Origin of the sequence: Treponema sp. UBA753, from assembly GCF_002297325.1 — a bacterium.
Lineage (GTDB): Bacteria > Spirochaetota > Spirochaetia > Treponematales > Treponemataceae > Treponema_D.
In genome coordinates this window covers 1-21551 of the sequence record NZ_DBKJ01000134.1, presented here as the reverse complement: position 1 = coordinate 21551, position 21551 = coordinate 1, and the positions used below count along the sequence as shown (strand labels likewise).

At 39.1% G+C, this 21551-nt stretch carries 19 protein-coding genes and 1 tRNA gene; 6 read left to right on the top strand and 14 right to left on the bottom strand.

What is annotated here, in order from left to right:
* A partial coding sequence (locus B4C08_RS10605; RefSeq protein WP_296665215.1) for a M28 family peptidase occupies window positions 1-595 on the top strand: 595 nt, incomplete at its 5' end.
* Here B4C08_RS10605 and B4C08_RS10600 read toward each other — a convergent pair.
* The gene (locus tag B4C08_RS10600) at window positions 592-1491 is read right to left on the bottom strand and encodes a DMT family transporter (RefSeq protein ID WP_296665213.1); all 900 of its coding nucleotides are present in this window, start codon (window positions 1489-1491) and stop codon (window positions 592-594) included. The genes B4C08_RS10605 and B4C08_RS10600 overlap by 4 nt on opposite strands.
* A 90-nt stretch (window positions 1492-1581) precedes the next feature.
* Between B4C08_RS10600 and B4C08_RS10595 the strand changes: the two genes are divergently transcribed.
* Window positions 1582-2505: an RluA family pseudouridine synthase gene (locus B4C08_RS10595; protein ID WP_296090621.1), complete on the top strand. Its 924-nt coding sequence runs from the start codon at window positions 1582-1584 to the stop codon at window positions 2503-2505.
* A 4-nt stretch (window positions 2506-2509) separates the two neighbouring features.
* Here the strand turns inward: B4C08_RS10595 and rsgA are convergent, their stop codons facing one another.
* Window positions 2510-3466, bottom strand: a complete 957-nt coding sequence (rsgA, locus tag B4C08_RS10590) for a ribosome small subunit-dependent GTPase A (RefSeq protein WP_295796804.1) — start codon at window positions 3464-3466, stop codon at window positions 2510-2512.
* Window positions 3467-3606: 140 nt separating this feature from the next.
* Between rsgA and B4C08_RS10585 the strand changes: the two genes are divergently transcribed.
* Window positions 3607-3679, top strand: a tRNA-Lys gene (locus tag B4C08_RS10585).
* 99 nt (window positions 3680-3778) lie between these two features.
* Here B4C08_RS10585 and B4C08_RS10580 read toward each other — a convergent pair.
* A complete protein-coding gene (locus tag B4C08_RS10580; RefSeq protein ID WP_296665211.1) occupies window positions 3779-5428 on the bottom strand; it encodes a B12-binding domain-containing radical SAM protein in 1650 nt (549 codons plus the stop codon).
* A gap of 15 nt (window positions 5429-5443) precedes the next feature.
* Window positions 5444-7477: an elongation factor G gene (gene fusA, locus B4C08_RS10575; RefSeq protein WP_296665209.1), complete on the bottom strand. Its 2034-nt coding sequence runs from the start codon at window positions 7475-7477 to the stop codon at window positions 5444-5446.
* A 186-nt stretch (window positions 7478-7663) separates the two neighbouring features.
* Between fusA and B4C08_RS10570 the strand changes: the two genes are divergently transcribed.
* Genes B4C08_RS10570 through rlmJ form a run of 3 tightly spaced genes read left to right on the top strand, consistent with a single transcriptional unit; the run spans window position 7664 to window position 11554 of the window.
* On the top strand, window positions 7664-8689 hold the full coding sequence (locus B4C08_RS10570) for a response regulator (RefSeq protein WP_295796811.1): 1026 nt from the start codon (window positions 7664-7666) through the stop codon (window positions 8687-8689).
* Between the two features lie 40 nt (window positions 8690-8729).
* Window positions 8730-10718, top strand: a complete 1989-nt coding sequence (locus B4C08_RS10565; protein ID WP_296665206.1) for an NAD(+) synthase — start codon at window positions 8730-8732, stop codon at window positions 10716-10718.
* Complete coding sequence (gene rlmJ, locus B4C08_RS10560; protein ID WP_296665205.1) at window positions 10712-11554, top strand: 23S rRNA (adenine(2030)-N(6))-methyltransferase RlmJ; 843 nt, start codon at window positions 10712-10714, stop codon at window positions 11552-11554. The genes B4C08_RS10565 and rlmJ overlap by 7 nt, the downstream gene beginning before the upstream one ends.
* 3 nt (window positions 11555-11557) lie before the next feature.
* Here the strand turns inward: rlmJ and B4C08_RS10555 are convergent, their stop codons facing one another.
* The 10 genes from B4C08_RS10555 to B4C08_RS10510 all read right to left on the bottom strand — a co-directional run.
* Window positions 11558-12379 (bottom strand): hypothetical protein, encoded by an 822-nt coding sequence (locus B4C08_RS10555; protein ID WP_296665203.1) that lies wholly within the window; start codon window positions 12377-12379, stop codon window positions 11558-11560.
* Window positions 12372-13046 carry a tetratricopeptide repeat protein gene (locus B4C08_RS10550; protein WP_296665201.1) on the bottom strand — a complete coding sequence of 225 codons (675 nt, stop codon included), beginning with the start codon at window positions 13044-13046 and terminating at the stop codon, window positions 12372-12374. The genes B4C08_RS10555 and B4C08_RS10550 overlap by 8 nt, the downstream gene beginning before the upstream one ends.
* Window positions 13047-13108: 62 nt before the next feature.
* Window positions 13109-14656 carry a sigma-54-dependent Fis family transcriptional regulator gene (locus B4C08_RS10545; protein WP_296665199.1) on the bottom strand — a complete coding sequence of 516 codons (1548 nt, stop codon included), beginning with the start codon at window positions 14654-14656 and terminating at the stop codon, window positions 13109-13111.
* 11 nt (window positions 14657-14667) lie between these two features.
* A complete protein-coding gene (gene rpsA, locus B4C08_RS10540; RefSeq protein WP_296665197.1) occupies window positions 14668-17013 on the bottom strand; it encodes a 30S ribosomal protein S1 in 2346 nt (781 codons plus the stop codon).
* A gap of 12 nt (window positions 17014-17025) precedes the next feature.
* Window positions 17026-17748, bottom strand: a complete 723-nt coding sequence (locus B4C08_RS10535) for a pseudouridine synthase (RefSeq protein ID WP_296665217.1) — start codon at window positions 17746-17748, stop codon at window positions 17026-17028.
* 28 nt (window positions 17749-17776) lie between these two features.
* Window positions 17777-18436, bottom strand: a complete 660-nt coding sequence (gene scpB, locus B4C08_RS10530) for an SMC-Scp complex subunit ScpB (RefSeq protein ID WP_295800965.1) — start codon at window positions 18434-18436, stop codon at window positions 17777-17779.
* Window positions 18412-19167 carry a segregation and condensation protein A gene (locus B4C08_RS10525; RefSeq protein WP_013701981.1) on the bottom strand — a complete coding sequence of 252 codons (756 nt, stop codon included), beginning with the start codon at window positions 19165-19167 and terminating at the stop codon, window positions 18412-18414. The genes scpB and B4C08_RS10525 overlap by 25 nt, the downstream gene beginning before the upstream one ends.
* Before the next feature lie 22 nt (window positions 19168-19189).
* Window positions 19190-19696: a 2-amino-4-hydroxy-6-hydroxymethyldihydropteridine diphosphokinase gene (gene folK, locus B4C08_RS10520; protein ID WP_296665194.1), complete on the bottom strand. Its 507-nt coding sequence runs from the start codon at window positions 19694-19696 to the stop codon at window positions 19190-19192.
* Between the two features lie 5 nt (window positions 19697-19701).
* Entirely contained in the window at window positions 19702-20979 is a 1278-nt protein-coding gene (gene recA, locus B4C08_RS10515; protein ID WP_296665192.1) for a recombinase RecA, read from the bottom strand.
* Window positions 20980-21320: 341 nt separating this feature from the next.
* Window positions 21321-21551 (bottom strand): formylglycine-generating enzyme family protein (locus B4C08_RS10510; RefSeq protein WP_296665189.1); only part of this gene is annotated, 231 nt, incomplete at its 5' end.

Here is a 21551-nt window from a genome sequence, read left to right as displayed (position 1 = left end):
AAGAATTTTTTTTACAGACGGAGAAGAGCTCGGCTGGACTGTAACAAACCAAGGCGCATTTGGAATTGCAAAAACTTTTCAGCGTCTTGGAATTACAAACGATGATGTCTATGTTTTTGACGCTTGCGGACGCGGTGAAATTCCGATTCTTTCAAAAAGTGGTTTAAGTTCACTGGCTTCCGCAAAATTCAAATCTCAATTCAACGACCTTTACGCAAGAACACAAAATATTTTAAAGCGCGCCACAGACGGCAGATGGATGACACTTCCAGTTCCGTACAGCGACAACGCATCTTTTCTTGCCTGTGGAATTCCAGCAGTCGCAATTACACTTTTACCAGCAGAAGAAGCTTCACTTTATGCAAGAAAAATCAACAGCGACAAATCTCTTGAAGATGCGGTTATGAACAGGGAAACTTCAAAGCAAAAACGCATTGAAGAAAATATTCCGGACTTTTCATACAAAGAGCACCTGCCCTACACTTGGCGCCTTTTCCACACACAAAGCGACAACATAGACTCGCTGACTCCTGCAAGCTTTAAAGTAATGGAATCAATTTTAAAATCTCTTACGGAAAGCAAAACTCCATGCTAATTTTCAGCTTGCCTTTTAGCCGCAATTTTTGAATTGTAAATAAAAACAAAGACGGCAGTTCCAATTATAATAAAATATCCTGCAATGCTAAAAACGTCCGGAATCTGATCAAGAAAAACAAATCCAAGAATTCCTGCAAAAACAATATTTGAATAATCATAAATTGAAATTTTTGAAGCCGGAGCATTAAAGTAAGCATTTGTCATTCCGAACTGACCGCAAGCAGCTCCAAGTCCCGCGCAAAGCAAAATCAGAACTTGAAACAAAGTCATAGGCACGTGGCAAAAGAAAACAAACGGAATTGCAAGCAAACTTGAAAAAAGTGAAAAGAAAACAATTATAAAATCTCCGCAAACATTATACGAATGAAGTTTTCTTACAAAGCAAGACGCAAAGCCAGCTCCCATTCCGCCGACAAAAGCAAAAAGAGCCGGAAAAACTTTTACAAAATCAAATGTGGGCTTAATAACAAAAAGCGAGCCGGCAAAAACAACAATCAATGAAAATGCAGAAACAAAATTTGGCTTTTCACCAAGAATGAAAATGCTTGCAACCACAGCAAAAAATGGCGACATTTTATTCAGCATAGCGGCATCAGAAATATTCATAAAGCCCAAAGCATAAAAGTTTCCAAAAATTCCAAGAGAACCAACTGCCGATCTTAAAAGCAAAAATTTCCAAGCCTCACGAGGAATGTAAAGAACCGATTTGTCTTTTTTTGCCTTCATGCACAAAGTCGAAAAAGCAACAAAGAACGCAATGAGGTTTCTAAAAAGAGTTTTCTGAACAAAAGGAATGTTTCCTGCCAAACGGACGCAAAGTCCCATTACCGCAAATCCAAATGCAGAAAATAAAATCCAGCAAACTCCAAGCTTTAAGTTTTCTTGCTTTTCCATATTCACAAGATTATAAAACCTTGCATTTTTTTTGTAAATTAAAATTCAGCGGAAATTGAATTTATTCAAAATGAAGTTTATTATAAAGCGATGATTGAAAAAACTTGGACATCAAACGAAAAGAAAACTTTAAATGAATTTTTAAGGCAAAAAATTCCAGAGCTTCTTGAAGGCGAAATTTCCAACAGCAAAATCAGACGCTTAATTGTTTCCGGCGCAGTTTATGTAAATTCCAATCAATGCAGAATTCCTTCATTTAAAATAAATTCAGGAAGCACAGTTAAAGTTTTAATTGACAAGGAAAAATTCTTTTTTGAAAAACAGCCGGAAGATACAGATTTCGAACTTACAGAAAAAGATGTTCTTTTTGAAGATGAATATTTAATCGCAATAAACAAACCGCCTTTTCTTCCAACCGAACAGACAATTACAGGTCAAAGAAAAAACGCCCACGACTGCACAGTAAAATATTTGTGGCAAAAAAATCCTTCTCTTAGAAATCCGCCATACGTTGGAATAATGCACAGACTGGACAGAGAAACAAGCGGAATTCTTTTGTTCACAAAAAGCCGCAGTATAAACAAAGAAATTTCTGAAATGTTTAAAAACCGCGGAATAAAAAAAATCTACAGAGCAGTCTGCACTGGAAAACTTCCTGAAAAAAAAGAATTCACTGTTGAAAATTTTATTGCGCGGATTTCACCAAAAAGCTCAGCTTGCAAAATGGGAATTGTTCCAGAATCAAAGGGTGGACTTTTTGCAAAAACTGACTTTAAGATAATTTCAGAAAAAAGCAGCATTATCCAAATTGACTGCCAGCTGCACACGGGGCGGACACATCAAATAAGAGTTCAGCTTGCAAGTGTGAATCTTCCAATTGCAGGCGATGAGCTTTACGGCGGAATAAAATCAGACAGAATAAAACTTCATGCAAGAAAAATGGAATTTGTGCATCCAGTTTCAAAAGAAAAAATTACAATTGAATCAGAAATTCCAAAGGACTTTTTTAATTGAAAAACTAGTCGCCCCAAACGCCGGTTTTTAATTCCTCAAAAGTTTTTTTCCAGCTTTCGTAGCGCGCCTTTGAAATTTTTCCCTCTTCGACAGCTTTGCAAATTGCGCAGCCTTTTTCTTTTATATGTGAACAGCTCATTCCAAAACTGCATTTTCCAATAAACGGAAAAAATTCTTTGTAATAAAGCGCAAGATTTTCCGCGGAAATTCCGTGCAGCAAAAAAGTTTTTACGCCCGGAGTATCGATTATATTTGCAACCGCATCTTTTCTTCCGCCCATTAGAGCTTCGTTCAGCTGAAGATGAATCAGCGTGCCTTTTGTTGTTGTATGAGTTCCCTTGCCGTATTTTTTGGAAAGGCTGCCAGTTTTTAAAACAACATTGTTGTCAAGAACATTTATTATAGAACTTTTTCCAACGCCGCTTTTTCCAACAAAGGCGCAAGTTTTGTTTTCAATGAAATTCGCAAGCTCTTCAATTCCTTCGCCAGTCTTTGCGCTTGAACGGATTATTTTGTATCCAATTTCTTCCCAGTTCAAAAGCCGCTCTTTAAATTCATCCGACTGCGGAAGTTCATATTTATTGCAGACAATCACTGGAGTTATTTTCTGAAAATCCGCCTGAACAAGAGCACGGTCAATAAAGCGCGGTTTAAAAGGAGGCTCGTCTGGAGTTGTAACAATCAGAAGATAATCCAAATTTGAAGCAAGAACCTGAGGCTGTCTTTTTTTTACATTCCAACGCACAAATTCATTTTTGCGAGGAACAAGATTTTTTATAAGACCTTTTTCATCTTCAAGGGAATCATCATCCAAAATAACAATGTCGCCTGGCGCAAGCGGATTGTAATAGCCTTTTCCGTCTTTTAAAATTTTTCCTTTTAGAGAACATTCTCGGACATAGCCGTCATCGCATTCAACCTGAAAAACATTTTTACTTCCATCTAAAACAAGTCCATTCATATAACTAATAAAAGTAAAAAAGAAAACGCAAACTGTGTCAAGGGGAAAATTTTGTTCAAATTATTTTGCAAAAAACAATAAAATGCTCTTGACCAAATTTATTTTAGAGTATATGATACTAATCACGTTGAAAAACGGATGGGCTACTAGCTCAGTAGGTAGAGCAACGCCCTTTTAAGGCGTGGGTCTCGTGTTCGAATCACGAGTAGCTCAGTAAAAGGCACTTGATTTTCGAGTGTCTTTTTTATTTTTAAACAATTTTGAATTAATTAATTTGCAGCAAACATTGAAATATAAAAATCACCTTTCAAACTATTTTATAACTTTCCAGTCCGCACCATTTTTTCCGCCGAAAACTTTTGTTTTGTTTTTAAACTTCCCGCAATTTTCAGATAAAAACGCAACATCGTAGCCACTCATCAAATCGTCAGGATGATAATGAAGTTCAACACAAGACTCTTTTCCTTCCGCAGTAAAAAGGCTCAGCGCATTATTCAAAACGATTATATCAGAAGCAACTAGAATCATTTTTTCAAGATGCCGGTTTTTATATTGCGACAAAACAAATTCAAGCTGAAGTTTTTGAATTCCCAAAAATGAAAAATCCGCATTTTCTTTCAGCTCCAAAAAACGCGAAAAATTTTCAAGGAAAACAGAAGGCTTTACATGAAGCGGAAATAAAATCAAATTGAACCAAGGAACGGCTCTGCCTTTGTTGTAAAAAATATCGGCAGCAAAAGAAAATTTTCTTGCTCTTTCAATGTCTTGCTGTGAGAACATTTTTGTTTTTAAAACATTGTAAGGCGGTTCTTGCTGCCACACAAGACCAAGAGATGCAGCCTTGTCATGCAAATCTGTTCCCGGCAAAACACTAAGACAAAAAAGTTCAAGATTGTTCGGGTAAAGAGAAAGCGCAAAATCTACGCTCTGTTTGAATCCAGAAAAACTGTCGCCCGGAAGTCCAAAAATCAAATCAAAACCAAAGACAACTCCTTCCCTATTTAGAATGCCAATGTTCTTTACAAATAATTTTTTATCAAAGCTTCTGTTCACTAGCTTAAGAACTTCTTTGTGCATACTTTGAAGTCCAAACTGAAGGCTGCACGGAATAGAAGCAAAAGCATGGGCAAGTTCCCTGTCAATAAATTCCGCTCGGGCTTCAAAACTAAAAAATGTCGCAGGAGATTTTCTTTTTATAAGCTTAAGAATTTCCAGTGCGCGTTTTTTATTCGCATTGTAAGTCGGATCAAGAACAAAGACTTGCGGCACTTTTTTTTCAGCAAAAAATTCAAGTTCGCGTTCTATGCGCTCCATTGAAAAATACTGAACTTTTTTTTCGCCTTTGCTTTCATAGCAATACGAACATTTAAAAGGACAGCCACGTGCAAGTTCCCACAACGCGCCGCAATAATCAGAAGGATTCAAAGTTCCATCAAGCCATGGTGAAGACAAAGTTTGCAATGACGGAGGCAAACTTCGGCACAAGGAATTTTTATTTTCGTCTTTTTTATAGACTCCTTGAATATCAAAATTTTCATTTTTGTTTTTAGAGTTAAAAAGTTTATTCAAAAGCTGCGGAACAGACTCTTCGCCTTCACCGCAAATAGTCCAGTCAAAATTTTTAAATGAAAGAGGAGATGCTGTAACTTCAGGACCTCCAGCAATAAGAATTGCAGAAGGAATTTTTTCTTTTATCTTTTGCGCCAAAGTTTCAAGCTGCGTTCTGTTCCATACAAAAACACTAAAGCAAACCGCAAAAAGATTTTCTGCGCAAGAAAAAATTTCAGATTCAATCTTAGATGAATTTCCATTTTCAAGAGAAAAAGAAGACAAGTGAACTTCAAAAATATTTTTTGTAAGCGGACTATTTTTTACAGCAGAAGCAATGCAAGCGGCGCCAAGAGGAACAGCCTGAGGTGATGTTTCCGCCAAAGCAGTAACGCAGCAAACAATCTTGCTCAAGCGTCCTCCAAGAATTTACGCCTTTACCTGGAAGTGGCTGAACACCATTCCAAAACTTGCTCTTCCTTGTGTTACAGAGCGAAGGTTTGTCGAAAATCCGAACATTTTCGCCATTGGAGCTTTTGCGTGAATTACGTTTTCGCCTGATTTTTCATCCATGCTTACAATCATTCCGCCACGCTGTGTAATCTGGCTCATTGCATCTCCAACAAATTCAGAAGGACATTCAATATCAACTTCCATTACCGGCTCAAGCAGTTCTGGAGTTGCAGACTCACACGCCTTGTCAAATGCTTCGGCCGCGGCGGCTTCAAATGCAAAAGTAGAAGCTGTAAGCTCATCGTATTTTATGTCAGTTACAGAAACTGCAATGTCTGTACAAGGATAGCCCATTCGTATTCCAGAAGCAAAACAGCTTTGAATGCTCTGCTCAATCGCTTCATAAATTTCCTTTGGAATTGAGTTGTCATGCACTGCGCAAGTATAAGAGTTTCCGGCTCCAGTTTCTCTTGGTTCAATATGAATTGCAAGGCAAGCAGCATTTTCTTTTCCGGCAAGAACTTTGCTGAACTCTTCTTTATAATCAGCAGCAGTAGAAATTGACTCTCTGTAAGTAACCTGCGGAGAACCAACTCTGCATTGAACTTTAAAGTCGTCTCTGATTCGAGTAACAAGAACATCAAGGTGAAGCTCGCCCATTCCAGAAATAACAAGCTGCCCGGTTTCTTCGTCATCACGGAAAGTAAACGTAGGATCTTCGCGGCTAAGAATTTCAAGAGTTTCCTGAAGTTTTGCGCGATCCCCCATTGTTTCAGGCTCAATCGCAATCGAAATAACAGGCTCTGGGAATTTTACGCTTTCAAGAAGAACAGGCATTCCTTCGCTTCCCAAAGTATCTCCAGTCTGCGCAAATTTCAAGCCTACAAAAACGGCAATGTCTCCTGCACTTACGCTGTCCATTTGCTCCATTCTGTTTGCATTTACGCGAAGAATTCTATTTACACGCTCGCGCTTCTTTTTTCCAACATTGTAAACTTGAGTTCCGGTTGAAATTTTTCCAGAGTACATTCTAACAAAGCAAAGAATTCCTGCCTCGCGGTCATACTGAATTTTAAATACAAGACCTGCTGGAGTCTTTGAATCTGGATCACATTTTACAAGAATTTTTTCCTCTCCATTTTTCTTTACATGGATTCCTTCAGCTGGAGGAACTTCATCCGGAGAAGGAAGATAAGAAACAATCGCATCAATTAGAGGCTGAACTCCCTGATTGTGCCGGCTTGAACCGCAAAGAAACGGAACAAGAGTTCTATTAATTGTAGCCTTGCGCAATGCAGACATAAGCTGCTCAACAGAAATTTCCTTGCCTTCTATATAAAGATCTGTAAGCTCTTCATCGTTTGAAGCTACTGTATCAACAAGTTTTTCCCGCCATTCCTGTGCAAGTTCTTTGTATTCATCGCTGATTTCTGATTCTGTAAATTTTTCGCCTTCAGTTTCTGCGTCCCAGCGGATTTCTTTCATTTTTAGAAGATCTATAACACCTTCAAAGTCCTGCCCGCTTCCCATAGGAATTTCAAGAGCAACAGGCTCGCAGCCGAATTTTTTACGAACATCTTCAATTGCTCCAAAGAAGTCCGCTCCTACTCTGTCCATCTTGTTTACAAAGCAAATGCGCGGAACATGAAATTCATCTGCCTGCTTCCAGACAGTTTCAGTCTGCGGCTGAACCCATCCAACAGCGCAAATTACGGCAACAGCTCCGTCAAGAACACGCAAAGAACGTTCAACTTCCGCAGTAAAATCAACATGGCCTGGAGTGTCAATGATATTTATTTTGTAGCCTTTCCATTCGGTTGTTATTGCAGCTGAAGCGATTGTAATTCCACGCTCTTGTTCCTGCTTCATAAAATCCATTGTAGCCGCGCCATCATCAATTTCACCGATTTTATGAATTTTTCCAGAATAATAAAGAATTCTTTCTGTTGTAGTTGTTTTTCCAGCATCAATATGAGCCATGATGCCAATGTTTCTCATTTTTTCAAGCATATAGATTTCCAAAAATAAACGCGAAATTTTTTCAGTATTTTAAAAAAATACACACCAGATGTCAAGGCAAAGTATTTTTCCAAAAGTTTATTTCTTTACATTTCAAGATGATATGATATAATTATTTGATAACATTTAAAAATTCAGTTTCAGCGATTTTTTGATATTCAACAACTGGAGCAAGAGATGACAACGATTTTAATAGTTGATGATTCTGAAATTGACAGAGCGGTTTTAAAAAACATACTGGCAAGTTTCTACAATGTAATTGAAGCAGATTCAGGATATGCGGCGCTTGATATTCTAAACAATCCGGCTGTAAAAATAGACGGATTAATCATTGATATAAATATGCCCGGATTAAGCGGATTTGAAGTGCTCAGCCTGCTAGACAAGTCAAGACACTCAGGAATGGTGATTCTGCTTATTTCTTCAGAAGCCAAAAAAGACAACATTATAAGAGCCGCAAATTTTGGAGCGTCAGGATTTTTCAAGAAGCCTTATGACAGCGAGCAAATTCTTTCAAAGCTGAAGTCAATATTCGCAAAAAAAGTTCTTGCCGCTTCAATGCTAAAAGGAACAGTTTCAGACAAAGAGCTCAAGGCGACAATTCTTTATGCAGACAAGCTTCGCCGTGTTTATCTTACTTATCTCAAAGGTGAAAAAAAGAGCGACGACCTTTATATTCAAGTAAGTGAAATTGTGCACATCATGCTTGAAAATTATTTTGCAACAAAAGCTCCAAAAGATCTTACGCCGGAAGGAATTGAAATAATCAGCCGCGCAGCATATTTTTACGACATAGGCAGAATGATTGTAAGCCACGAAAAATTCAAGGTTTATTCCCAGTCAGAAATCGATGACATTCCAGAAACACACACAATAGCAGGAGCAGATTTTGTAGGCGTGAACAGCTCGCCAAGTGTCGCATATTTTGTAAAAGTCTGCTCTGACATCTGCATGCACCACCACGAACGCTACGACGGAAGAGGAATGCCTCACGGACTAAAAAGCAGCATCAACAATATCTACACCCAGATGTGCGCAATCGCAATAGAATTCTGCATAAACTTTTTTTCCGCGGAAGAAATAAGCGCAGCCGAATTCAACATGGCAATGAACACAATCTTAGAAGATAAAGACGCGTTCCGGCCAGATGTAATAGAGCTTCTAAAAAGCAGCCAGGACGACATCCTCGCCTGCTACACATAAAAAAATTGAATTTTCTGCTGATAATTCGTATAATCAATTTATGAACTACGGATTTTTCAGAGTTGCAAGCGTGTCCCCTTCACTTTCTGTGGCGGATTGCGACTTCAACTCTAAGCAGATAATTGAACTTGTAAAAAAAGCCCAAGACAAAAAAATAAAGCTTCTCGTTTTTCCAGAGCTTTCTATTTGCGCCTATACTTGCGCTGATTTATTCGCACAAAAAAAACTTCAGGAAGAATGTTATATTGCCCTAAAAAATATTTGCGCTGAAACAAAAAACTGCAATGTTCTTTTTTGCGTTGGACTTCCTGTTGAACTGGATTCAGAGCGGTTCAACTGCGCAGCTTTTATTTATAAAGGAAAAGTTCTTGCTTTTATTCCAAAGTCCTTTATTCCAAACTATTCTGAATTCTATGAAAGCCGCTGGTTTGCTTCATTTTCTGAAAACACAGTAAAACAAGTTTCAGTTTTCAAAGGCTTGGAAGACATTCCGTTTGGCACAAATATTTTTATTCAAGATGAAAATGATTCTTCCATAAAAATTTCCGCAGAACTTTGCGAAGATTTGTGGGTTCCGTTTTCACCTTCAACAAGACACGCCATAAACGGAGCTACAATAATTGCAAATTTAAGCGCAAGCAATGAAGTCGCAGGAAAAGCTGAATACAGAAGGATGCTTGTAGCAGGTCATTCCGCAAAAACAGTGGGCGCATACATTTACGCAAACGCAAGCCACGACGAAAGTTCAACCGACATGATTTTCAGCGGACACAGCATCATTGCAGCAAACGGAGCAATAAAAGCAGAATCCTCCCTTTTTGAAAACACACAGGACTTTCTTATAGCGGACATCGATTTAGAAAAGCTCACACAAGACAGAGTAAAATCCACAACTTTTTCAAGAAGCACAAGTTTTGCAAAGTCTGAATACAAGACAATTTTTGTAAGCGGACTTCAGCAGGAGTTTTTTGCCGACAACATAGACGAACATCTTTATGAGAAAATTGCTCTTCATCCATTTGTACCTTCTGATATTCAAAAAAGAAAAGAACGATGTTTTTCTATAATCGAAATGCAGTCGGAAGGACTTGCAAAACGGCTAAGGCATATTCATTCGCAGGGAGCAGTCATAGGACTTAGCGGCGGACTAGATTCAACTTTGGCACTTTTAGTATGCGCAAGAGCTTTTGACAAATGCAATATTTCAAGGCAAAAAATTTTTTCTATAACGATGCCTGCATTCGGAACAACAGACAGAACGTTCAACAATGCCTGCCTGCTCGCAAATGAAATGGGAACAACTTTAAAAGAAATAAATATCAAGGATGCCGTAATTCAACATTTTAAAGATATAGGACAAGACATAAACACGCACGATGTAACTTACGAAAATTGTCAGGCACGCGAGCGTACTCAAGTTCTTATGGATTTTGCAAACAAGTGCAATGGAATCGTAATCGGAACTGGAGATTTAAGCGAACTCGCGCTTGGATGGTGCACTTACAACGGCGATCAAATGAGCATGTACGGCGTAAATTCCAGCATTCCAAAAACTTTAGTCCGCCACCTTGTTTCTTGGTTTGCTGACGAAGCGCTTGAAAAGAAAAACAAAAGTCTTTCAGATGTTCTGAATGATATTCTTGCAACTCCTGTAAGCCCGGAACTTCTTCCTCCTTCAGAAGGAAAAATAAGTCAGAAAACAGAAGAAATTGTAGGTCCTTACGAGCTTCATGATTTTTTTCTTTACTATGTTTTGCGCTGGGGATTTTCTCCACGGAAAATTTATTTTCTTGCGCAAAAAGCATTTCTTGGAAAAGAAGATAAGGCGACAAAAACAATATACACAAAAGAAATCATCTTAAAATGGCTCAAGAATTTCTACAAAAGATTTTTTAGCCAGCAGTTCAAAAGAAGCTGTATGCCAGACGGAGCAAAAGTTGGAACAGTAAATCTTTCGCCAAGAGGAGACTGGAGAATGCCTAGCGATGCAAACGCGCAGCTTTGGATAAAGGAAATTGAAAAATGCTAAGCTATCAGCACGAGTATCACGCCGGAAACCTTGCAGACGTTTTAAAGCACACTAGCCTTTGCCTGATTTTGGATTCCCTTTGCAAAAAAGAAAAGCCTTTTACAATAATAGACAGCCATTCAGGAGCCGGAATATTCAATCTTGATGACGAGCGGAGCTTAAAAACAAACGAAGCAAAAGACGGAATAGAAAAAATATACAGATTCTACAAACGGACTTCGCAAGAATTTCCGCACGGCTTAAAGGAATACATCGAACGTGAATCTCCCTATCTTGAAGAAAAAAAATACGCAGGAAGCCCGGAACTTGAACACCTTTATTCAAGAGAAAAAGACAGCCTCCATTTTATAGAAAAGCATCCGCAAGCACTTGAATCCTTAAAAAACAACATGAAAAGCCGCAAAGCCGTAATTCACAATGAAGACAGCTACAAGGCTCTTTGCGCGCTCACACCGCCGCTAATAAAACGCGGACTTGTTCTGTGCGACCCAAGCTACGAAGACTCAGAGGATTACAAAAAAGTTTGCGACGCATTAAAAATTGTAAGAAGAAAATGGAACACGGCCATTATCGCGCTTTGGTATCCGCTTTTGCTCCGCCGAAAAAATGAAACTTCTCAGCTTCTAACAGAACTTGAAGACTTCTGCAAGTTAGGAACAACTCCTTGCGAAAGCTTTAAAATCGAGCTAATCACAAAAAATCCAGAGGAAACAAAAATAGAAACCGGCTCCCATCTTTACGGAAGCGGAATGTTTATAATGAATCCGCCATGGAAACTAAAGGAAGATTTGGAAAAAAACTGCGCATTTATAAATAAAATCCTTGAAATTTTATAAGAGTTAGTCGTTGTACCATTCTTCTTTTATTGAAATCGAGCCAAGGTGAAGCAATTTGCTGTAGGAAGGTGAATAACTTGAATCCCGCCCCACAGAAACCGCCCACATATCAACATACCAGACTCCGTCCTCAGAACTAGAACTTGACCAGTTTACATCTTCATCACTTGAAACAGGAAGCGGATTATCGTTGTCAGTTTTCTTAAAGTCAAATCCGTAGCCTGAGCCAGAACTAATATTGCGCAAAGGCTTTCCAATTAAAGTTACACCGCTTGAACCTAAAACATAACTTTCCATTGCAGAAGTTCCGTAGCAGACGGCAGCAGAGTATCCATCTTCTTCACCATAGCTATTCAAGCGGATATAAACATATCGGTCGTCATTATTTTCTGGAATCAAAGGGGTTTTATTATAGGAAGAAAACAAAAGCGTCTTGTAATTTCTTGAGTTTATAATATTTGTTGCCGCAGCTGAAACATCACTGCTTGAATTCAATGTGTCAATCGAACTTTGCGCGCTGACCATTGTAGAATAATTATTATAAATCTTGTAATAAACTTCAGTGCCAAGGAAAGAAAAATCAGACGAGCCGTAATCAGAATTATCGCCTTCTTCATTGGTTAAAAAAGAAAAATAAAGCTGAGCCCTATCATCGCTTGTGTATTTTGTTGTGTGCCCATCAGTCTTTGGCGGCTCAAGGTAATAAAAAGTGTCAAGTCCGCAACTGGCAAAAAGCACGGCAAATAAAAAAAAGGCGGTCTTTAATTTTTTTGCAAAACAAACACCGCCAATTTTTTCTTTATAAGAACACTGATTTTTAGTCAATTTTTCCTTTTGCCTTTAAATCAATAAGGCGGCTTTCAGAAAGATTTGCCCACTCGTATCCGCTATAAGAATCAACAGTTTTTTGATAAAGCTCCGCGGCATTAGAATAGTTTTCTGAAACTTCGCAAACTCTTGCAGCATTAAAAAGCGCATGAGAAGCAAGGTAAAAATCCTCAGTATCTGCAGCAACTTTATAATAAGCCACAGCATCGTCATTTTTAGAAAGTTCTTCTGCGCAAACACCGGCATTGTACATACATTCTGCATAAGTATAAGCTTTTTTAGAAGCATTAGCAGCTTTTAAGTAGCAGTCAAGTGCTTTTGTAAAATCCTTCTTTGCAAAGGCAATGTCAGCGTAAAGCATATTGGCGCGCACACCGGCAATATTTTTCTTTGAAAGATAAGGCGCAAGAGCTTCTTCTGCCTTTGCCTGACGAGAAGAAGCTTCATCTTCCTCTATTTCGCCAGATTTTGCAGCATAAGAATATTCAATTGAATCAATGGCAGCAAGATCTTTTTTCTTATTTGAATCAGAAATTGCAAATACAGTGCAAACAACTACAGCGGCAACAACTAAAACGGCTACTCCGCAAATAAATATTTTTCTATTTTTAATAATAAAATCTTCAATTTTTGCATTTGCAGTAGCTTTTTTTTCCTTAGACATTTTTTACTCCGAATATTTTTTTATTATATAGAATATCAGTCTTTTTGTCAAAACCTTGAAAGTCAAGTCCTGCGGATATTCAGTTCAGAAATAAGCTTTGAAACATAAGTGCGCTGAATATCAAGAATTTTTGCGGCGGCAGTCTGATTCCAGTTTGTTTCTCTTAGAATTCTTTCAACATACTGTCTTTTAAATTCCGAAAGCGCATTTTTTAAGCTGCGGTCTTTCATAAGCGAAAGTTCTTCTGCGCAGTTTTGAATTTCTTCTGTTTCTGGCAAATTTTCAGAATCCACGGGAAGCCGTAAATCATTTAGTTGAATAAAAGGCGGATTTCCGATTATGCAAGCCCTTTCAATTGTATTTTCAAGCTCGCGGATATTTCCAGGCCACATATAAGAATAAATTGCTTTTTTTGCAGCTTCTGAAAATCCAAGGAATTCTTTATGTATTTCAGCCTTGAATTTATTCAAAAAGAATTCGCACAAATCTTCAAGTTCATCCCTGCGCTCCCTCAAAGGCGGAACTGCAATCGGAAGAACATTCAGCCTAAAATACAAGTCGCTTCTAAAAGTTCCTTGTTTTATCATTGCTTCCAAGTCGCGGTTTGTTGCGGCAATAATTCTCACATCAACTGAAATTGTGTCGCAAGAACCAACTCGCTCAAACTTTTTTTCCTGAATCACACGCAAAAGCTTAGCCTGCAAATCAAAAGGCAACTCGCCAATCTCATCAAGAAAAATTGTTCCGCCGTCAGCCATTTCAAAGCGGCCTTTTCTTGAAGAAACAGCATCGGTAAAAGCGCCTTTTACGTGTCCAAAGAATTCAGATTCAAGAAGCGACGGACTTAAAGAAGCGCAGCTCACGCGGACAAAAGGCTTATTTTTTCTGTTGCTCAAAAGGTGAATCTGCTCTGCAAAAAGCTCTTTTCCAACTCCGCTTTCACCGGTAATCAAAACAGAAGAATTAATCGCAGAAGCACGCTTTATATTTTCAATTAACGAAAGAACAAGCGGATTCCGCGCAATAAAAGGATGATAGTCTTTGCCAGCGTCAACAACATATTGAAGAGCGTTAAGCTGAACTTTATTTTTTCTGTAGCGCAAGGCATTTTGGTATGCAACAGCCGCCTGCTCGCCCAAAAGCTCAAGAATTTCAAGGTCGTCGGCAGTAAAGTCGCCTTTATTTTCCTTATTAATCAACTCAATAACGCCAACACAATCACCTTTCACGCTCATAGGAAAAGCAATCATGTTTCTTGTAACATATTTTGTTGTGTTTTGAACTGTGGAATTAAAGCGAGGATCACTGTTTACATCGTTGATTATGACCGACTGACAATTTTCAGCAACCCAGCCAGCAATTGATTCTTTTTCAACAAGGATTTTCTTAACTTCGGAATTTTTAGGACCAAGACTGATATAAAATTCTAGTGAATTGATTTCTTTCCGCACAAGGAGGAGAGATGCGGCTTCACATTTAACCATAAGCATTGCTGATTCCAAAATTGAAACCAGCAATGTATCTGGATCCGCATAATTTAAATTTATGCGTGTATTAATTTCAATGAGTGACTTTAGCCTGTCTAAAGAAATTAAGCTGTTTCCACTCATTGATTTTGTTTTTACTCTGCGTGGCTCTTTACGCTGTCGCCAATTGTGTAAGCCCTGTCATCATTGCTAGAAGACATATACTGTGAAATTTCAGCGCGATCCTGAGCTCTCTTGTATTCTTTTACAGAGAAAGCAACACGCTCTTTGTCCACATCAATTGAAACAACATAAACATTAACTTTATCGCCAACATTGTATTTCTTTACAGCTTCTTCAAACGGAACATCACGGTCATCGCTAAGGTTTGCCTTGTTAACAAGACCTTCAATTCCATTAGGAGCTTTTACAAAAATTCCAAAGTCATTGATAGAAGTAACTTCGCCTTCAAGAGTTCCACCAACTCTATATTCCTCAGCAAAAGCCTTCCATGGATTGTCTGTAAGCTGCTTTACGCCAACGCGGATTCTGTGGTTTTCTGGATCGCAGTCCAAAACAACAACATCCAAAGGCTGGTCAACTTTGATTTCACTTCCAGGATGCTTGATTTTCTTTGTCCAAGAAAGATCCTCGCCAGCAAGGAAAGCGTCAATGCCTTCTTCAAGCTGAACAAATGCACCGCTGTTTGCAATCTTTACAACTTTTCCAGAAACTTTTGTTCCTACAGGATATTTGTCAGCAATTGAATCCCAAGGATTTTCTGTAACCTGCTTAAGACCAAGAGAAACACGTCCGCCCTGAATATCATAGCCAAGAATCATGCATTCAACTTCATCGCCTTCTTTTACCATGTCAGACGGCTTGTTGATTTTCTTTGTCCAGCTGAATTCAGAAATATGGGCTAGACCTTCAATTCCTTCTTCAAGCTCAATAAATGCGCCAAAGTCAGGAACTTTTGTAACTTTTCCCTTTACAATATCATTTACATGGTACTTTTCTTCAAAGTGAACCCACGGATCTTCTGTAAAATGCTTAAGAGAAAGGTTGATTCTCTTTCCCTCTGGATCAAGGCGGATAACTTTAAGCTCTATTTCCTGACCTTTTTTTACAAAATCCTTTGGACGAGTTACGTGTCCCCAGCTCATATCATTAATATGAAGAAGACCGTCAAATCCGCCAAGGTCAATAAATGCGCCGAAACTTGTGAATGACTTTACAACACCTTTTACAGTATCGCCAATCTTTACAGTTTCAAAGAATTTATCACGGTTTCCGTTAATCTGTTCTTCAAGATACTTGCGGCGGTTTACAACAACATTGCGCTTGCCGTTGCTATAAAGACGCTCAACATAGAACTTAGACTTTACGCCAATAAGCTTGTCTTCTTTTTCAACTTTCTGAGCATCTGCCTGGCTGATTGGAAGGAATGCAGAAATTCCACCGCCAAGATTAACCATATATCCGCCTTTTGTAACAGAAGAAATTACACCTTCTACAGGAGTTTTCTGTTCAGCAGCAACTTTGAGCTCTTCCCAAAGGCGTTTTTCATCGGCCTTCTGCTTTGAAACAATAGGACCGTTTTTTCCAAACTGGCTTACGAGATATACTGTAATTACATCTCCCTCTTTTGGAAGGTTTCCAGCAAATTCAGATACAGGAATTTTTCCTTCTGACTTGCAGTTTACGTCAACGAATACAATATCATCTGTAACTTGAACAACAGTAGCCTTTACATTAGCACCGTCTTCAACCGGCTCCATGTTATTAATAGATGCTTCTAATTGTGTGTAAATGTTGTCGGAGCCCTGGGCACCATTCTTTTCCACTTCCTTTTCCATAGCAAACCCTTTTGATTTTATTTTGCTTTCGATTATCGCACAAACATCATTTATGGTCAAGTCTGAAGTGTCGATATAGAATGCGTCTTTTGCTTTTTTTAGGGAGCCTTCCGCTTTATTTCTGTCCATTTCGTCGCGCTTGATTATGGCAGCCTTTATTTCTTCAAGTGAAAGTCCGCTCACGCCTTGATCAAAACGCCTCTTTGCCTGAACATCAATGCTAGCATCAAGATAAAACTTGAATTGCGCATCCGGGAACACAACAGTTGTCATGTCCCTTCCCTCGCAAATTATGCTAAGGCTTTTTACAATCTGTCTCATTCTTGAATTGACAAAATGCCGAAGTTCAACAAAAGAAGAAACTTTTGAAACGTTCGCGTCAACTTTGTCCTGATGAAGCAAATCGTCAACATCTTTTCCGTTTAAAATCAGCCTTGCATTCACATAGTCAAGCTTTTGCTTTTTTGCAAAGTCAACCACTGATTTTTCATCGTCAAGGTTTATTCCAGAATCAAGCAAAGCAAGCGTAAGCGCGCGGTAAAAGCTTCCGCTGTTCAAATATGTAAGGTTCAAGTCTTTTGCAACTTTTCCAGCAACCGTGCTTTTTCCTGTTCCTGCAGGACCGTCTATAGCAACAACCATAACAACCTCTTTTTAATTTTTGCAAAGCCTAAGGAGGGCTTTCACTTCATCCTGAGTCAAATCCCTGAACTGCCCAAACTGAAGCTCTCCAACTCCAACGCAGCCAATTCTTATGCGCATAAGGCTTTTTATTCCGACTTCATACTTTTCAAACACACGGCGGATTTCGCGGTTTTTACCTTCAACAAGAACAATTCTCATTCTATGCGAATTAAGCTCGCGGGCATCCTTGCAGCGGTAGAAAACTCCGTCGATTCTAATTCCGTCCATAAAGTCATCCGCAAGAAAACGCGGCATAGGAAGGCTTGTGTCTACAATGTACTCTTTTTCAAGTTCTGCGGAAGGATGTGAAAGTTTTGCAGCAAAGTCTCCATCATTTGTAAAAATAATAAGACCGCTTGAAAACATATCAAGCCTGCCAACATTGTAAAGACGCTCTGTATATGCTTCTTTAAGCAAGTCAGCCGCAACAGGACGGCCTTTCTCATCGCTTGCGGAACACACATACCCTGAAGGCTTATTTAAAAGGACATAACGTTTTTTTTCTTCAAGGTGGATTTCTTTTTCATCAACGCAAACTTTGTCTTGTGCGCTGACTTTAGTTCCAAGCTCTGTTACAACAGTTCCATTTACGCTAACACGTCCGGCGCAGATAATCGCTTCACTGGCACGGCGGCTTGCAACACCGCATTTAGCCATGTACTGTTGAAGACGCATAGCGTCTTCGAGGCGCATAGCGTCTTCTTTCTTCTCTTTTGAATTATTAACGGGCAAGTTCAAACCTCTCGCTTTCTTTTTCATCAAGCTGCGGCAAATCGGCAATGCTCTGCAAATGGAAGAATTCAAGGAATTCTTTTGTTGTGCCGTACATAACAGGTTTTCCGGGAATATCTTTTTTTCCGACTTCCTTTATAAATTTTCTGTCAAGCAAAACACGCATCATGTTGTCCACATTTACATGGCGGATGCTTTCGATTTCCGCACGCGTTATAGGCTGACTGTAAGCAATTATCGACAAAGTTTCAATAGCGGCGCGACTTAATCTGCCTTCATTCTTTTTTCCATACCGCTCTTTTACAAAGTCAAAGCATTCTCTTTTTGGCGTAAGAGTCCATCCGCCTATAATCATTGAAAGTTCAATTCCAGAATCAGCATTTGAATATTTTTCTTTTAAACGCTCAATGCATTCTTCAATTACATTAGGAGCCATTTTTGTTATCTTTGAAAGATTTTCAACAGTCTGAGGCTCGCTTTCCAAAAAAAGAACAGTTTCCAAAAGCGCAGTTTCTGTATCAAGATTTAAATCTGCCCGACGTTTTTCAAGGTCGTTTTCAGCTTCATCCAAAGTATCTTCTGAAGCCTCTATATTTTCATTTACTTCTTTTTTTTCCTCTGAAATCATGCCGCTTTCTGCTTCCTGCATATTTTTATATCTCCAAACATTTTATTTTGATATATTTCAACTAAATTCAATTTTACTGCTTCAAGAATCGCCATAAAAGCGCAAATCACGTCAAGCTCATTGCCTTTTCTGGTTATCAAGTCTGTAAACATACATTCGCTTTTCTTTTCCAGAAGCTCGTTTATCAAGGCGATTTTTTCATTCGGAGCAATATCCTCGCCCATGTTCAAAAGCCGCTCATCAGGATTTACATTTGTAAGATTCCTAAAAATCTTCTGCATATCCTGAAGCAAAGCCCAAGTGTCCATTTTCTTCCACTGAGAATCGTCTTCGTCAAACGGAAGCGTTCTTTCTATTTTCTTGCGCTCAAAGCTCCATTCGCTCTGCTCTTCCTGTTCTTCCATTAAAACAGAAAGTTTTTTAAAACGCTGATATTCAATAAGCTGCTCAACAAGCTCTTCGCGGGGATCTTCCATGCTTTCGTCATCGTCATAGCGCACTTCAACAGGCAAAAGGAGACGGCTCTTTATACACGCAAGTTTTGCAGCCCAAAGATAAAATTCGCTCAAATCCTGAAGGTCAAGTTCCACAGCATAATCAAGATAATCCTGAAACTGCTCTGTAATTTCCGCAATCGGAATATCGTAGATATTTATTTTATTTTCGCGTATAAGGCTCCATAAAAGATCAAGAGGTCCCTCAAAAGTTCCTGCCATAAATTTTCTATGACAAACTGTCCGTTCTTGTTCCATTTTGCGCTCCGAAGCAATATTTTTAAAACGGACAATATATTTCAACCCGCTGCTCTTTTAAAAGATCCAGTTTTTTTGCGTAGAATTCTATGTCCGCTTTATTAACATCGGCATTTTTTTTCAAAACTTCAAGAAAAGGAGCAAGAACAAATGCTCTTTCTAAAAGCCGCTCATGCGGAATCACAAGATTTTCTTTTTTTACAGTCTGATTTCCAAAAAGCTCTATGTCAATGTCCAAGGAACGCGGTCCGTTTCTAATTTCAAGGCTTCTGTCGCGTCCAAATTTCTGCTCAATTAAATGGATTTTTTCAAGAAGAGAATCAGGAGTTCCGCTGAAATTTCCAACGGCAACCATATTATAAAAATCATCTTGCTCGCAGACATACATGGCCGCAGTTCTATATATAGAAGAAACTTTTAGCTCATGTATAAAATCTGCAAGACAAGAGCAGGCACTTTTTAAAAGCTCCAAGGAAGAAAACGCCCCGAAACTTTTATTAGAGCCAAGTCCTAAAACAACACGTTCCATAAATCCTAGAAAAGCTCATCAGGAACAGGCTTATCTTCCGAAGCGGCTTTTGCAAGGCTCGCGGCCTTTGACTTTGCAGCTTTTGCAGGCTTTTCTTCTACGGCAGGAGCAACAGGAGCTTTTTCAGCTGGCTTTTCTTCCTTTGTAGGAGGTTCTGCAATAGAGCCAGTGCCAACACCTTTTGCCCTCATTTCCTTTTCATACTGAAGAATCTGCTCTTTTGTTACAACTTCGCCTTCTTTGGTGCGTAAAACTTGCCCGGGGAAAATCTTTTCACGCAGAGTATTTTCAAGTTCCATTTTAAATGCTGGATTGTTTTCTATATATGCAACCGCATTTTCCTTTCCCTGACCGACTTTTTCTTCTCCTCTTGTATACCAGGCGCCGCGCTTGTCTATAAGCCCATGCTTTACAGAAGAATCCAAAATGGATGCGGCAGAAGAAATTCCTTTTCCAAAGTAAATATCAAGTTCAACCTTGCGGAAAGGAGGCGCAACCTTGTTTTTTACAATTTTTACACGCACGCGGTTTCCTACGGCATCCTCTTCGCCCTTGCCGTCAATTGATTCAATTCTGCGGATTTCAAGACGGATAGATGAATAGAATTTCAGCGCATTTCCGCCAGTTGTAGTTTCAGGGTTTCCAAACATAACGCCGATTTTCATACGAATCTGGTTTATAAAGACCACAATGCACTTGCTTTTTCCAACAATTGCCGTGAGTTTTCTAAGCGCCTGGCTCATAAGACGAGCCTGAAGTCCCATAACGGAATCTCCCATCTCGCCTTCAATTTCTTTCTGAGGAGTAAGAGCTGCAACAGAGTCCACAACAATTATGTCAACAGCGCCGGAACGCACAAGGTTTTCACAAATTTCAAGAGCCTGTTCTCCTGTGTCTGGCTGGCTCACCCAAAGCTCATCAATGTTTACACCAAGATTTTTGGCATAAACAGGGTCTAAAGCGTGTTCCGCATCAATAAAAGCCGCAATTCCGCCAAGTTTTTGAGCTTCCGCAACAGCATGAAGCGCAAGAGTAGTTTTACCAGAGCTTTCAGGACCGTACATTTCTATTACACGTCCGCGTGGATAACCGCCAATTCCAAGAGCCTCGTCAAGCAAAATCGAGCCTGAAGGAACAACATCGATAGAAGCAGTGTCTGTTTTTGTTCCAAGCTTCATCAAAGAGCCTGTTCCAAACTGCTTTTCAATCTGAAGCCTTGCAGCTTCCAAGGCCTTTAGTTTTTCCGACATTTCAACCGGAAATTTTTCTTCTGTCTTAGCCATTTTTTTCTCCAATATAGCACTAGGAATAAAATCTTAAAAAGAAAGCAACTGAAACAAAAGCGCAAAAACTTCTTATTTAAGATTTTATAACTTTATATACATTTTTTTTAATTTTATGCACTGAATTTAAAAAAATCTTTAAAAAGATACCATAAATAAAAATAGTTTTAAAGTGGAAAAAGAAAGACAAAGGATTTTTGTCAGCACCCCTTGCAAAGAATTTTGGTCAGGGGACCTTGCAAGTACACGTCAGGGGGTCTTGCAAGCATTTGTCAAGGAACCTTGCAAGAATATGCCATCCTATATGACGTGCACACGTAAGAACATGATGTAGAATGTTGCTATTTTGTAGTGCGGACAACGCGGAAGCCATAGTCTTCGGAGCAGTTGTCTGGGTAGATGCCGACCCGAAAGGCAAGTTGCACGTAGGTATCGAAGTATTTCCAAGACCCACCGCGCTGAATGCGTTCAGAACCAGAAGCCGAACCTAAGTTTGGAGTGTCGCTTGATATGCTTCCGTCTCTTCTATCCCAGCACCATTCCCATATATTTCCGCTCATGTCGTAAAGTCC

Bases quoted from the DNA above. Each gene is read 5' to 3' on its own strand.
- B4C08_RS10600 (WP_296665213.1), bottom strand. From the start codon at position 1,491: ATGGAAAAGCAAGAAAACTTAAAGCTTGGAGTTTGCTGGATTTTATTT.
- B4C08_RS10595 (WP_296090621.1), top strand. From the start codon at position 1,582: ATGATTGAAAAAACTTGGACATCAAACGAAAAGAAAACTTTAAATGAA.
- rsgA (WP_295796804.1), bottom strand. From the start codon at position 3,466: ATGAATGGACTTGTTTTAGATGGAAGTAAAAATGTTTTTCAGGTTGAA.
- fusA (WP_296665209.1), bottom strand. From the start codon at position 7,477: ATGCTTGAAAAAATGAGAAACATTGGCATCATGGCTCATATTGATGCT.
- B4C08_RS10570 (WP_295796811.1), top strand. From the start codon at position 7,664: ATGACAACGATTTTAATAGTTGATGATTCTGAAATTGACAGAGCGGTT.
- B4C08_RS10565 (WP_296665206.1), top strand. From the start codon at position 8,730: ATGAACTACGGATTTTTCAGAGTTGCAAGCGTGTCCCCTTCACTTTCT.
- rlmJ (WP_296665205.1), top strand. From the start codon at position 10,712: ATGCTAAGCTATCAGCACGAGTATCACGCCGGAAACCTTGCAGACGTT.
- B4C08_RS10550 (WP_296665201.1), bottom strand. From the start codon at position 13,046: ATGTCTAAGGAAAAAAAAGCTACTGCAAATGCAAAAATTGAAGATTTT.
- B4C08_RS10545 (WP_296665199.1), bottom strand. From the start codon at position 14,656: ATGAGTGGAAACAGCTTAATTTCTTTAGACAGGCTAAAGTCACTCATT.
- rpsA (WP_296665197.1), bottom strand. From the start codon at position 17,013: ATGGTTGTTGCTATAGACGGTCCTGCAGGAACAGGAAAAAGCACGGTT.
- B4C08_RS10535 (WP_296665217.1), bottom strand. From the start codon at position 17,748: ATGCGCCTCGAAGACGCTATGCGTCTTCAACAGTACATGGCTAAATGC.
- scpB (WP_295800965.1), bottom strand. From the start codon at position 18,436: ATGCAGGAAGCAGAAAGCGGCATGATTTCAGAGGAAAAAAAAGAAGTA.
- B4C08_RS10525 (WP_013701981.1), bottom strand. From the start codon at position 19,167: ATGGAACAAGAACGGACAGTTTGTCATAGAAAATTTATGGCAGGAACT.
- folK (WP_296665194.1), bottom strand. From the start codon at position 19,696: ATGGAACGTGTTGTTTTAGGACTTGGCTCTAATAAAAGTTTCGGGGCG.
- recA (WP_296665192.1), bottom strand. From the start codon at position 20,979: ATGGCTAAGACAGAAGAAAAATTTCCGGTTGAAATGTCGGAAAAACTA.